Origin of the sequence: Schaalia dentiphila ATCC 17982, from assembly GCF_000154225.1 — a bacterium.
GTDB classification, from domain to species: domain Bacteria; phylum Actinomycetota; class Actinomycetes; order Actinomycetales; family Actinomycetaceae; genus Pauljensenia; species Pauljensenia dentiphila.
This window is the reverse complement of record NZ_DS264586.1, coordinates 786,823-800,161: the sequence shown is the minus strand read 5'-3', so window position 1 is coordinate 800,161 and position 13,339 is coordinate 786,823. Positions and strand designations below refer to the sequence as shown.

Sequence of the window (13,339 nt, the reverse complement as noted above, 5' to 3'; positions counted from 1 at the left end):
CGAGTTCCTCAACAAGTGTGAAGACGCTGATTTCCGAGATGAGAAGCCTTCCAACTTCACCTGTACAGGTCAGTTTTCAAACAATGGTGATGCGCCAACAAACAACCATCCATACGGTTTATACACAACTGTGCATAGTACTGTGGACAACTACGGTGTTTCACTGCAGCTGACGGACCACTTTGCACAATTTTTGTGACGGGGCACCCTGATTCACCACCTATAACCAGGTGGTCGGACAACTTTTATCCAAGCGCACAATATGGCGTCAGCGGTGCCGCTGACCTGCTCAAATTGTCGAAGCTCACAAACAGAAAACCCGCAACCGCCAGGTTGCGGGTGACACGTGGATCTCCGTAGACAGGCGGAGAACTTTGGCTCGGCCACGCGCCGTCCACAGACCTCCGACGTGTCTTGTGGCGCCAGTCGCCTATCAAGTACGATGACCAGCGACGATAACGTGCATGACCCCAGCACTCTACACCTGGGTTTGGGTGGACCACTTCCTTGATCGGGAGCAGCAGCCGATGCCCCTCACAGCCTTCGCCGACACGATCGCCGGCCAATTCCTGCACTGAACCCTCCCAAGGATCCTCCATGACAACACTGATCTGGCTTCGCGACGACCTCCGTCTAGCTGACCACCCGGCGCTGACAGCCGCCTGCTCAGCAGCAGATGGACCCGTGGTGGCACTGTGGATCCACGAAACCCGCAGGACCGATGAGGACAACAATCGGCACGGCCCACGCCCGCTCGGTGCGGCCACCCGGTGGTGGTACCACCGCAGCCTGCAACAGCTGGCACCGCGGCTTGCTGACCTTGGCATTCCACTCGTCTTCGCCCGGGGTGACGCCGCTAACGTCATGCGCCAAGTCGTGGACGCCTTGCAACCTACCGTCGTTCACTGGACACGACGCTACGCCCCGGCAGCCTGCCGATTGGACGCCGCCATCAAGCAAGAGTTGAAATCCCGCACCGAGGTGCACAGCCACCCCGGCAGCCTTCTCGCCGAACCGTGGCTGATGCAGACGGTCAACGGCTCCCACTACCAAGTTTTCACACCGTTCAGCCACGCCGTAGCCGACCTGCCCCTCGGTCCCCTCCTGCCCGAGCCCTCACCGATCGGCGAGCGGGGCGGTGCGGACACAGCCCTCGCCACGTTGCGGGAGGACGGTGTCCTGCAGAACTTAGAGGACATTGGCTTGCTCGACGAGGGCCCCGCCTGGTGGGAAGAGACTCTCGCACAGCACTGGGAGCCCGGTGAACTGGCAGCCCGGCAGCAACTGGACGCCATCGACAGCTGGTTACCCGGCTATGCCACACGCCGTGACCTGCCCGGGGAGGAAACATCCACCAGTAGAATCTCGCCGAGGTTGCGGTGCGGGGAACTATCGCCGCGCCAAGCCGTAGCCGCAGCCCGTACCAGCACGGCCTCGGGCGAGGATATCGTCGCTTGGACCAGGCAACTCTACTGGCGCGAGTTCAGCTGGCACCTGCTCCACCACCGCGAACATCTAGAGGACACCCCCATGCGTCCAGCTTTCGCGGAATTCCCCTACTATCCCGACGACCACCTGGCGCGGGCCTGGCGACAGGGCCGCACCGGCATCGACCTCGTCGACGCTGGAATGCGGCAACTATGGCAGACAGGCTGGATGCACAACCGGGTGCGCATGGTCGCGGCATCGCTGTTCACCAAGAACATGCTCCAGCCCTGGCAAGACGGCGAGCAGTGGTTCTGGGAGACTCTCGTGGACGCAGACGAGGCCAACAATCCTATCTCGTGGCAGTGGGTGGCCGGCTGCGGCGCAGACGCTGCGCCCTACTTCCGCATCTTCAACCCTGACCTCCAGCGCACCCGCTTCGATCCGCGCAGCCGCTATGTCAGGCGCTGGATCCCGGAGGGACTCGCTCGGCCTGTCGTGCCCGTCGTCGACCTGGCCGAGTCGCGACGCGAGGCGCTCGCCGCTTACGAGCAAGTACACGGGTTATCCGGCTCCCATGCCAAGCCTCAACGTGGTTAAGGTGAGTGTCCTCGGGATGACGCCGACGCCAAAGCCACCTCACCAACGCCCTTGCCCGGGCCGGGCCTAAGACAGCAAAAAGGCCCGAACCGAAACCATCCAAGATGGCAAGGATTCGAGCCTTGTACGTAGAGTGGAGCTAACGGGACTCGAACCCGTAACCCCCTGCTTGCAAAGCAGGTGCGCTACCAATTGCGCCATAGCCCCGTAGGAGGAACTCAGTCCTCCACGGCGTCCGTGACGGACGTCCACAGGTCAGCGTTATCGGAAAGATCAACGAGAATTTGTCGGACGGCGATGCCGACGGCCACGACGGATCCGACAGCCACACAACAGGTGACCCATTTCTTCATGATGATCCTCCGCTTTCGCTCGCCTGCGGATGGTGGGCCTAGGTGGGCTCGAACCACCGACCTCAGTCTTATCAGGACTGCGCTCTAACCTACTGAGCTATAGGCCCAACCGGCACCCTTTCGGGCACTCGGATATAGTACACAGCACAGGGCCATCCGGCAAAATCGAGCGTTGGTGACGTCCAACACGACCGCGATTGTCCGGCCATCGACGGAGAGGAGGAGGCCTCGTGACCACCGTCATCAAGCACGCCCGAGACGCGCGCACACCGCTGCGAGCGGACCTTTCCCCCGCCGATGCTCTCGTTCTCTCGTGCCTGGTCTACGTGGATTTTCACGCGCTGCCCGGGCCTCGTTCCCCGCACGGTTGCCTGCTCCGAGAAGTCGCCCAGGCCTCGTCAATCCCGTCTCTGTATCGCTATTCGTTGGCGTCCCACGCCGATCGTCCCCTCCTCGAGTCCGCCGGTGCGAGCGCGCGCTTCGGGGGTCTGCGCGTGCGCGATGCGGTCACACGGCTGACGTCGCGGCCGCTTGCTCAGTTCGGCGCCGTCACCTTCGTCGACGAGGCCGGGGCGACCTACGTGGTCTTGCGCGGGACGGATGCAAGCGCGGTCGGGTGGGCGGAGGATGCCCGCTTCGGCCTTGATTTCCCGACGGATTCACAGCTGTGGGCCGCCAACTACCTGGCGTTTGCGGCGGCGCGGGCCGATGGGCCACTCACCGTGGTCGGCCATTCAAAGGGTGCGAATCTCGCGCTGTACGCGGCGGCGGCCACCACTCCCCCGGCACTCGCGCGCGTCTATGCGTTTGATCCCGTGGGTTTTCCAGCGCCGGTTGTTGACGGTGGATTCTTCGCGAGCATCGACGGGCTGATGCACATCTACGTGACGGCGGGATCCTGGGTGAGTCCGCTGCTCCCCTTGCCCGCGCCGGCCACCGTCGTTGCGTCGAGATGGCCGGGGCCACTCAGCCACAACCCGTATGCGTGGTGCCCGGAGGGTCCTTTGCTTGCTCCCGATCACCGGCGGCAATCGCGGTCCGGAGTCATCTTGCGCAACATCCTTGCGTCGGTCTTGCGGGCGCGCCCGACGCGGATTGGCACCAACTAGCAACACCGGCATTTGAGATGGATACCTGGGCCCTTTGATGCGCACGTGGGCCCCTTCCCCCGCACGTTAACCCGATGAGATGCGCGTGGGCAACGCCGCCCAAGCGCATGTTGAGGGGTTTATGTGCGTATCAAAAGGTTAACGTGCAGGCCAGCGGATTAACGTGCGATCTATCGGGTGAGCACTCAGAATAATGGCCTCACCTGCGAGCACGCACACCGCGCCAGACACCACTGCGCCCAAAACGCAGACCACCTCGCCCACAACCTCCCGTTTTCAGCGTTTTTCGCCGAGGTGGTCTGCACTTTGGGCACCACACCCCTCACACTCACCCACCAAACGGGGGAAATGGCGTCATTAGAACCACGACACGCCGACAGGCAGCCTCTAATGCTGCAAAACCCCCACCACCATCGGCGTGGAGGGCACCGGACGGACCACAAGGCCAGACCGCGGTGCCGGCATGCGCGACAAAATTCGCCCAACGCAGCCCCTCTCCCCTATTCAACCCGCGACAAAATTCGCCCAGCACGCAATAAAACGCCGATTTCGGGCCATTTTTCGTACGCAGGGCGAACTCTATCGCGCTCACGCCCACCATCAGGCCGAGCAGGGAGAACTTTTTCGCACACAGGACACAGCCACGTGGCAACTGTGAAACCACCATCACCTCTGCGACCGCTGATGCAGACCAACGTGAAACCGCCATCACCACTGCTCAGCCCTCAACAGCAGCCATTGAAACCGACAACACCTCTGCAACCGAAAAACACGCTAAAAACACCGATTTCTCACCCGCAAAGGCGATGACGGTTTCAACGGGCCCACCTCAACGGCCCACAAAGGCGATGACGGTTTCAACGGGCCCACCTCAACGGCCCACAAAGGCGATGCCGGTTTCAGACATCCGCTCCGCGCGCAGCCACATGCCCGCTCCTCAGATAACTCGCACGTAATTCGATCGAAGCTATCCCTCAACTGCACCCAGAAACGTTGAAATACCAACGATCATGATTCAAAACCTAAAACAGCCCCAGGGGAATTACGTGCGAAATTGGGTGTGGACTCGCCAATGAGGGTGCAGTGGCCCGGATATGAAATGAGCCAGGCTGCGGCGGCCGTGGGCGGCGGGGGCCTGGCCGCGGTGCCGGTGGGTGGCGGCAGGGCCAGGGCGGGCCTCGAGATCGACCACTCCGAGCCGTCAGGCTCGCGTGTGGCGATCTCGCGGGCGGGCCGCCGCCCACCGGCACACACAGCGGCCGGGCCCCACAAAGCAGCGCGATAACCGACGCAGGGCATAGCAAAAGGAGCCGGCATCAGCCGACCCCTTTGGGCGAGTGCCCTCACTCATCCATGAGGGACACCTTGACGCCACCCACCAGCGAGGCGACGACGTTGTAGAGCATGGCTCCCAGCGTCGACAGGGCGGTGAGCAGAACGACGTTGATGACCGCGACGATGGTCGCGTAGGAGATGACCCGCGGCAGGCGAGCATAGTCCAGGAGGTCCGCGTAGCGGCCGGCGCCCATGGTCTTGAGGAATTCCTCAAGCTGGCTGAAGACGTGCATGGCGTCGACCATGAGCCACAGGACGATCGTGGCGACGACCATTGCGATACCCAGGGCGACGGACAGCAGGAACGCCACCTTCATGACGGTCCACGCGTCGATGCGCGCGATGGCCAGGTCAACTCGGCGGGGAGCGTCGCTGCGGGTGCTCGAGACGTGGTCGCTCATGGGTTTCCTTCCAGGTCGCACTTCCTACCTGCCAGGCTACCGCATCGCCTGGCACCGGCGCTGGTTCCGCGCCGCTTTGGCAGATTGATCACGGGACGAGGCGGGGGCCTCGTCCCGTGATCATGCGTCACTTGTCAGCGTCTGCGGTGTCGTCGCCACCTGCGGGGGCCGAAGCCTCGTCCGCGGGGGCGTCGGTCCCTTCCATAGACTCGGTGTTCTCGGACTCGTCGGTCTCGTCCTCGTCACCCGAATCGGGGTTGCGAGTGATCGCGATAATGCGGTCGCCCTCGTCGGGGCGGGCGAAGATGACGCCCATGGTGTTGCGGGCGGTGGGTCGCACGTCGGAGGCGTTGACCTGGACGAGCTTGCCGGACTCGGTGATGACCATGACGTCTTCATCGGGTCGCACGACGAGGGCACCGACGAGGCCGCCGCGTTCGTCGACGAGCTTGCCGACGCGCACGCCGAGGGTGCCGCGCGACTTGGTCGGGTATTCATCGACGGGGGTGCGCTTGGCGTAGCCGGACTCGGTGACGATCAGCAGGTCGGTGTTATCACGCGGGACCTCCATGCTGAGCAGCTCGTCGTCGCCGCGGAACTTCATGCCGCGCACGCCGGACGTGGAGCGGCCCATGGAGCGCAGCTGGTCTTCGGTGGCGGTGAAGCGCACGGCCTGGCCGTCGCGGGAGACGAGGATGAGGTCTTCGTCGGCCATGATGGTCTGGGCGGAGACGAGCTCGTCGGGCTTGCCGTCCTCGTCCTCGCGCAGGTTGATGGCGATGATGCCGCCGGAGCGGGGCGAGTTGTACAGGCTCAGCGGGGTCTTCTTGACGAGGCCGCGCTTGGTGGCCAGGACCAGGAAGTCTGCGTCCTCGTAGGTGCGGATCGCGAGGACCTGTGCGATGTGCTCGTCGGGCTGGAAGGCCAGCAGGTTGGCGACGTGCTGGCCCTTGGCGTCGCGACCGCCTTCGGGGATCTCGTAGGCCTTGGCGCGGTAGACGCGGCCGAGGTTGGTGAAGAAGAGCAGCCAGTTGTGCGTGGTCGTGACGAAGAAGTGTTCGACCACGTCGTCGCCGCGCAGCTGGGTGCCGCGCACGCCCTTGCCGCCGCGCTTCTGCGAGCGGTAGTTGTCCGTGCGGGTGCGCTTGGCGAAGCCGTCGCGGGTGATGGTGACGACGACGTCCTCTTCGGGGATGAGGTCTTCCATCGACATTTCCCCGTCGAAGGGGAGGATGCGGGTGCGGCGCTCGTCGCCGAACTTGTCGACGATTTCGCCGAGTTCGGCGGAGATGATGGCGCGCTGACGCTCGGGCTTGGCGAGGATGTCGTTGAGGTCGTCGACGCGGGCCTTGAGTTCGGCGTGCTCGTCCATGATCTTCTGGCGCTCGAGGGCGGCCAGGCGGCGCAGCTGGAGGGCCAGGATCGCGTCGGCTTGGATGGCGTCCACGTCGAGCAGCTCGATGAGGCCGGCGCGGGCCTCATCGACCGTGGGGGAGCGGCGGATGAGGGCGATGACCTCGTCGAGGGCGTCGAGGGCCTTCAGGTAGCCTTCGAGGATGTGCAGGCGCTCGAGGGCCTTGCGCAGGCGGAACTTCGTGCGGCGCACGATGACGTCGATCTGGTGGTTGATCCAGTGGCGGATAAAGCCGTCGATCGACAGGGTGCGGGGCACGCCGTCGACGAGCGCGAGCATGTTGGCGGAGAAGTTCTCCTGCAGGCTGGTGCGCTTGTAGAGGTTGTTGAGGACGACCTTGGCGACGGCGTCGCGCTTGAGGACGATGACGAGGCGCTGGCCGGTGCGCCCGGAGGTCTCGTCGCGGATGTCGGCGATGCCGCCGATCGCTCCGTCGCGCACAAGCTGGGCGATTTTGTCGGCCAGGTTGTCGGGGTTGACCTGGTAGGGCAGCTCGGTGACGACGAGGCACTGGCGGCCCTGGATTTCCTCGACGTTGACGACGGCGCGCTGCGTGATGGAGCCGCGGCCGGTGCGGTAGGCGTCTTCGATGCCCTTGTGGCCCAGGATGGTGGCGCCGGTGGGGAAGTCGGGTCCGGGGATCAGCTTGATGAGCGCTTCGAGGAGCTCTTCGCGGGACGCGTCGGGGTGCTCGAGGGCCCATTCGACGCCGCGCGCGAGTTCGCGCAGGTTGTGCGGCGGGATGCGGGTGGCCATGCCGACGGCGATGCCTTCGGAGCCGTTGGCCAGGAGGTTCGGGAAGCGCGCGGGCAGGATGGTGGGTTCCTGGTTGCGGCCGTCGTAGTTGTCCTGGAAATCGACGCATTCTTCGTCGATGTCGCGGACCACTTCCATGGCCAGGGGCGCCATCTTGCACTCGGTGTAACGGGGTGCGGCGGGGCCCAGGTTGCCGGGGGTACCGAAGTTACCCTGGCCGGCGACGAGGGGGTAGCGCAGCGACCAGGGCTGCACGAGGCGCGCGAGGGCGTCGTAGATCGCGGCATCGCCGTGGGGGTGGTAGTTACCCATGACCTCGCCGACGACGCGGGAGGACTTGGAGAACGAGGAGGTGGGGCGGTATCCGCCGTCGTACATGGCGTACAGGACGCGACGGTGGACGGGCTTGAGGCCGTCGCGCACGTCGGGCAGGGCGCGCCCGACGATGACGCTCATGGCGTAGTCGAGGTAGGAGCGCTGCATCTCCTTTTGCAGGTCGACCTGGCGGATGCGCTCGGTGTCCGAGATGTGCCGCGCGTTAGTTGTCTGCTCGTCGCTCACGTTTTTCCTTACGTTGTTTCTGCTCGATCAGGCCCGCCCGGTACGAGGCTGGGGCTGGGCTGGTCGTGGGTGATGTCAGATGTCGAGGAAGCGCACGTCGGTGGCGTTGCGCTGGATGAACGTGCGGCGTCGGTCGACGTCGTCGCCCATGAGGATCGTGAAGGTCTCGTCGGCGTCTGCGGCCTCGTCAAGGGTGACCTGCTTGAGGATTCGGCTGGCCGGATCCATGGTGGTCTCCCACAGTTCGTGGTCGTTCATCTCGCCCAGACCCTTGTAGCGCTGGATGCCGCCTTCCTTGGGAAGGCGGCGGTTCGCGGCGGAGCCGGCGGCAAGCAGTTCGTCGCGTTCCTTGTCGGAGTATGCGAATTCGTGCTCGGCGTTGGTCCACTTGATTCGGTACAGCGGGGGCATGGCGATGAAGGTGTGGCCGCCCTCGATGAGGGGTCGCATATAGCGGAAGAGGAGGGTCAGCAGCAGCGTGGCGATGTGCTGGCCGTCGACGTCGGCGTCCGCCATGATGACGATCTTGCCGTAGCGCAGCTTCGAGATGTCGAAGTCTTCGCCGATGCCGGTGCCGAAGGCGGTGATGAGGGAGCGGATGGTGTCCGAGGACAGGGCTCGGTCCAGGCGCGCCTTTTCGACGTTGAGGATCTTGCCGCGGATCGGCAGGATCGCCTGACGCTCGGGGTCGCGGCCGCCGACGGCGGAGCCGCCAGCGGAGTCGCCCTCGACGATGAAGATTTCGCACTCGGAGGGAGTGCGCGAGGAGCAGTCGCGCAGCTTGCCGGGCATCGAAGCCGACTCGAGGACGCCCTTGCGGCGGGTGGCCTCGCGGGCCTTGCGGGCGGCGACGCGGGCGGCCTGGGCGGCCTGGCCCTTGTTGATGATGGCCTTGGCGTCAGCGGGGTGGGCGTCGAACCAGTCGGTGAGCTTGGAGTAGACCTGCTGGGCAACGAAGGTGCGGGCTTCGGTGTTGCCGAGCTTCGTCTTCGTCTGGCCCTCGAACTGGGGCTCGGTGAGCTTGATCGAGATGACGGCGGTCAGGCCTTCGCGGACGTCGTCACCGGTGAGGTTGTCGTCCTTGTCGCGGATGATGCCCTTTTCGCGGCCGTAGCGGTTGACGAGGGAGGTCAGCGCGGTGCGGAAGCCCTCCTCGTGCATGCCACCTTCGGTCGTGTTGATGGTGTTGGCGAAGGTGTGGACGGACGAGGAGTAGGCGGTGGTCCACTGCATGGCGATTTCCACGCTCATGGTGCCTTCGTCGTTTTCTGCTTCGAAGTCAATGATCTCGTTGTTGATCGTCTCGGACTTCTTGGCGGAGTCGAGGTATTCGACGTAGTCACGCAGGCCGTGCTCGTAGCAGTAGGAGACGGTGCGGTGGCCCTTGGTCTTCTTGTCCAAGGCCTCCTCGCCGCCGGCGATCTCGTCGCCTTCGGCGGTGGCGAACTCGCGTTCGTCGGTCAGGGTGATGCGCAGGCCCTTGTTGAGGAAGGCCATCTGCTGGAAGCGCTGACGCAGGGTCTCGAAGTCGAATTCGACGGTCTCGAAGATCTCGGGGTCCGGGTAGAAGACCTGGGTGGTGCCGGTCTCGTCGGTTTCTTCGCCGCGCTCAAGGGGGGTGATGGGGGTGCCGCCGTTTGCGAACGACATGCGCCACACGTAGCCCTGCCGGCGGATCTCGGTGTTCACGCGGGTGGACAGGGCGTTGACGACAGAAATGCCGACGCCGTGCAGGCCGCCCGAGACGGCGTAGCCGCCGCCGCCGAACTTGCCGCCGGCGTGCAGGATCGTCATGACGACCTCGACAGTGGGCTTGTGCTCGGTGGGGTGCTCGTCGACCGGGATGCCTCGACCGTTGTCAACGACCTTGATGCCGCCGTCTTCCTGGATCGTGACCTCGATGTGGTCGGCATAGCCGGCCAGGGCCTCGTCGACGGAGTTGTCAACGACCTCGTACACCAGGTGGTGTAGGCCGCGTTCGCCGGTGGATCCGATGTACATGCCCGGGCGCTTGCGGACGGCTTCCAAGCCCTCGAGGACGGTGATGTCCGATGCGCCGTAGGACTGCTCGCCTTCGGCGTTCTTCTCGTTGTCAGCCACGTGGCTCCCCTCGCAGTGCGCGAAAATAGATGTTTAACCTTGTAGATTCTACCAAAAGTGGCGCTTGTTCCCGGGATTGACAGGATCGCAGGGTTACTTTACAAACTGCGTGATTCCAACGAAAAGTCGACTGTGATCAGTCACATGCCGATTGTGGTTGCGGCTGGGATGCACGGGGCCGCCCTCCCGGCTGGGAGGGCGGCCCCGTCACTCACTCTTCAGCAGCGACGATTCGCGCGCCAGGATGCCCCGTACGATGCTGATACAGAGCTCTGAGCGGATGCGTGCGCGACGCCTGATCAGTGGATTACTTCGGCTGCCAGGTCCACTTTTGGTAATCCTTGCCCTGGCCCTGAAGGAGGGGCCAGCTCGGGTCGCGGAACTCGATGGGGTCCCTCTTATTCTCAATGACCCGGTAGACGACGACTTGTTGCGTCTGTCCGGCGGGAACCCCGCTAGCGCCAGGCACATACTCAAAGTCGTCGGGCTTCTGAGTCATGAAGAAGTTAGGCGTGCCGAGCTGATCGTTGTTCTGGTAGGGCAGCGGCATCAGACTGCAGGATCTCGAGGCGCTTCCCTTGTTGGTGACATTGAAGGTGTATTTGAGAGTCTGCTCGTTGTTGTCGGCCTTGGGCCCGTAGGAGATGTCGGTCATCTCGTAGAGGCAATTGGTGTCTTGCGTAAACATGCTGAGCAAGCCGTTGGCTCCCGTTCCGTTTCCCTGCGTGGGTGCGGCGGACGGGTTGGTGTTGTTCGGCGCCTGTGGGTTGCCGGGCGCGGGGTTTGCCGGGTTTGCGCTGCCATTCCCCGGGTTCGCCGGGGCGGAGGTGCCGGGTGCCGGGGTGGAGGTGTTCGAAGAATCATCGGAGTCAGATCCCGACATCGCCCAGATGACGACACCGACGACGATCGCAATGACGACGACAGCCGCGATGATGCCGATGATGAGCGGCGTCTTGGACTTGCTGCCCTGCTGGGGCGCGCCCTGGGGGAAGCCACCCTGCTCGCCGTAGCCACCCTGCGGGTTCCACTGGCCGTATCCCTGCTGGGGTGCACCCTGAGGGAATCCACCCTGGTACTGGCCGGGGGCGTACCCACCCTGCTGGCCGTATCCCTGCTGGTATCCGCCCTGGGCTCCGCCGGGGTATCCGCCCTGCTGGCCAAATCCCGGGGTACTTCCTTCGTTCCTGGCGAATGGATTGCTCATGATGTCTCCTTAACAAGCCCTCACACGCGGGCTAACGGAACAGCGTATCAGAGACCGCGCGGTCAGAAACACATTTGGACGCAGACGTTCCCGGCGCTGTCACCCGTAGTCGGCGCGCGGGCCTCGGCCGCGCACGACGTAGGGGCCTTTGCGCCACGAGGGGGCGACGGGTCCTCGGATGATGACCTGCTCGACGACGCCTGATCCTACCTCTTCGGCGATGCGCCGCTCGATGGTGGGTAGGAGCAGCTGGAGCTGTTTGGCCCAGGCGGTGGAGTCGGTGCGCACGACCAGGCGGTGCCCCTCAAAGGTCTCGATGCGGGCGTGTTCGGCGACTTGTGGGCCGACGATGTCGCGCCATTTCGCCATGATTGACCCCATCTTGGTGGGGGTGTCCCATTCTCGGGTTTTGATCGTGCGCGCCAGGATGGCGCCCAGGGAGTTGGCCCTGCGGTAGCGCGGGCGCATGGCTGCCAGGCCGGGGGCGCGGCTCCACGAGGCGCCGGTTCCCTCCAGGGCCTGGCGCAGGGCCGCGAGGTCGCCCTCGGGGTCTTCTTCTGTCGACGAGGCCGGGGCTTCGATCCCGCCTCCGTGGCGGTAGGCGGCGGCTCGGGCTGCGGCGCGCGCAGCGACGCTCTTCTCGTCTGCAAGGCGGCCGAATCCGTCGGTTTCGATGGCCGCGTATTCGCTGGATCCGTCGAGGCTGCGGCGGGGACGTGTTTCGTCGAGGCCCCACGAGGGCAGGGTGGACCTCGTATAGCCGTGCGTGCGGGCGACGCTCTGGGCTCGCTCGAGGGCGCGGACGACGAACTCGTCGGCGTCAGTTTCTTCGCCGGGGGCCACAGCTCCGCTCAGCTCGTCGGCGGCCATGTCCTCGCGCTCACTCATCGTCGGCCTCGTCGATGACGGTGCCGCGCTCGGGGTCGAGGCGCACGTGCAGGGCGTGGTGGTCGAGGGAGGCGGGCAGATCGCCGGCGACCGCGCAGGTGACGATGATCTGCTCTGCCTTCGAGGCGAGGGCGGCGAGGCCCTCACGGCGCGAGGAGTCGAGTTCGGCGAAGACGTCGTCGAGGATAAGGATCGGAGTGTCGCCGTCGTCGCTGAGCAGCTCGAAGGCTCCGAGGCGCAGCGCGAGGGCGACCGACCATGATTCGCCGTGCGAGGCGTAGCCCTTGACGGGCATCGCGCCGAGGCTGAGGGCCAGGTCGTCGCGGTGTGCGCCGGCGAGGTTAACGCCGCGTTCGGTTTCCTTCTCTCGTACTGACGCGAGGGCCGCGAGCATGCGCTCGGTCTGAGCGTCCACGTCGGTGAGGTCGGCGCTGGCCGGGTTGTCGGGGTCGGTGCCGATGACGCGGTCGACCGAGGCATCGAAGGCGAGGTGCAGGTGGCGCGGGGAGTCGGCGACGTCGTCGTAGGAGCGCGCGGCCGGCTCTTCCAGGCGCGATACGATGGATGCTCGCGTCGCCGTGATGCGCGCGGAGAGGGCGGCGAACTGCTGGTCCCAGATCTCGAGGGTCGACAGGTCGGGGGACTGGCCGCGGCGGAGCGAGGCCTGGGCGGCCTTCATGAGCGCCGCACGCTGGCGCGCGACCCGATCGAAGTCGGAGCGCACGGAGGCGTGAATGGGGGAGAGCTGCGTGGCTAGGTCGTCCAGGAAGGATCGGCGCACCGACGGGTCGCCGCGCACGAGTGACAGATCCTCGGGGGCGAATACGACCGTGCGCACGATGCCCAGAATCTCGCGGGGCTTGACCTGCGCGCGGTTGATGCGCGCGCGATTGGCCTTCCCGCGCACGATTTCCAGCTCGATGACTTGCTCGCGACCGAAGGTCACGACCCGCGCGCGGATGACGGCACCACCCGGGGCGGCCTCGGCCTCGTCGATGGGGATGCGCACGAGGGCACCCTCCGCGCCGACCCTGTGCGACGAAAACGTGGACAGGTAGGCGAGCGCCTCGACGAGGTTCGTCTTTCCCTGGCCGTTCGCACCCACGAGGACCGTGGGGCCCTCGGGCAGCTCAACGACCCCGTGCTTCCAGGAGCGGAAGTCGTCGAGGGCCAGGTGGGAGACGCGCACG

At 65.1% G+C, this 13,339-nt stretch carries 9 protein-coding genes and 2 tRNA genes; 2 read left to right on the top strand and 9 right to left on the bottom strand.

What is annotated here, in order from left to right; all coding sequences use genetic code 11:
• The first annotated feature begins 597 nt into the window (after positions 1-597).
• Positions 598-2,025 carry a cryptochrome/photolyase family protein gene (locus ACTODO_RS03355; protein WP_003791407.1) on the top strand — a complete coding sequence of 476 codons (1,428 nt, stop codon included), beginning with the start codon at positions 598-600 and terminating at the stop codon, positions 2,023-2,025.
• Positions 2,026-2,159: 134 nt separating this feature from the next.
• On the opposite strand, the gene ACTODO_RS03350 is transcribed toward ACTODO_RS03355, so the two are convergent.
• From ACTODO_RS03350 to ACTODO_RS03345, 3 genes are all read right to left on the bottom strand, one after another.
• A tRNA-Ala gene (locus tag ACTODO_RS03350) sits at positions 2,160-2,232 on the bottom strand.
• Positions 2,233-2,243: 11 nt separating this feature from the next.
• On the bottom strand, positions 2,244-2,378 hold the full coding sequence (locus tag ACTODO_RS10930; RefSeq protein ID WP_003791404.1) for a DLW-39 family protein: 135 nt from the start codon (positions 2,376-2,378) through the stop codon (positions 2,244-2,246).
• 30 nt (positions 2,379-2,408) lie between these two features.
• Positions 2,409-2,485 (bottom strand) — tRNA-Ile (locus ACTODO_RS03345).
• A 123-nt stretch (positions 2,486-2,608) separates the two neighbouring features.
• Between ACTODO_RS03345 and ACTODO_RS03340 the strand changes: the two genes are divergently transcribed.
• Positions 2,609-3,487, top strand: a complete 879-nt coding sequence (locus ACTODO_RS03340) for an Mbeg1-like protein (protein WP_003791403.1) — start codon at positions 2,609-2,611, stop codon at positions 3,485-3,487.
• Between the two features lie 1,343 nt (positions 3,488-4,830).
• On the opposite strand, the gene ACTODO_RS03330 is transcribed toward ACTODO_RS03340, so the two are convergent.
• The 6 genes from ACTODO_RS03330 to recF all read right to left on the bottom strand — a co-directional run bounded on the left by ACTODO_RS03330 (position 4,831) and on the right by recF (position 13,338).
• Positions 4,831-5,223 carry a DUF3566 domain-containing protein gene (locus tag ACTODO_RS03330; protein WP_003791401.1) on the bottom strand — a complete coding sequence of 131 codons (393 nt, stop codon included), beginning with the start codon at positions 5,221-5,223 and terminating at the stop codon, positions 4,831-4,833.
• A gap of 127 nt (positions 5,224-5,350) precedes the next feature.
• Positions 5,351-7,954 carry a DNA gyrase subunit A gene (gene gyrA, locus ACTODO_RS03325; protein WP_003791397.1) on the bottom strand — a complete coding sequence of 868 codons (2,604 nt, stop codon included), beginning with the start codon at positions 7,952-7,954 and terminating at the stop codon, positions 5,351-5,353.
• Positions 7,955-8,029: 75 nt separating this feature from the next.
• Positions 8,030-10,054: a DNA topoisomerase (ATP-hydrolyzing) subunit B gene (gene gyrB / locus ACTODO_RS03320; RefSeq protein ID WP_003791396.1), complete on the bottom strand. Its 2,025-nt coding sequence runs from the start codon at positions 10,052-10,054 to the stop codon at positions 8,030-8,032.
• A gap of 307 nt (positions 10,055-10,361) precedes the next feature.
• Positions 10,362-11,261: a hypothetical protein gene (locus ACTODO_RS10305; protein WP_003791391.1), complete on the bottom strand. Its 900-nt coding sequence runs from the start codon at positions 11,259-11,261 to the stop codon at positions 10,362-10,364.
• 99 nt (positions 11,262-11,360) lie between these two features.
• Positions 11,361-12,149 carry a DciA family protein gene (locus tag ACTODO_RS03310; protein ID WP_003791389.1) on the bottom strand — a complete coding sequence of 263 codons (789 nt, stop codon included), beginning with the start codon at positions 12,147-12,149 and terminating at the stop codon, positions 11,361-11,363.
• A complete protein-coding gene (gene recF / locus ACTODO_RS03305) occupies positions 12,142-13,338 on the bottom strand; it encodes a DNA replication/repair protein RecF (protein ID WP_003791387.1) in 1,197 nt (398 codons plus the stop codon). Before recF ends, ACTODO_RS03310 begins: the two co-directional genes overlap by 8 nt.
• Position 13,339: the final 1 nt, after the last annotated feature.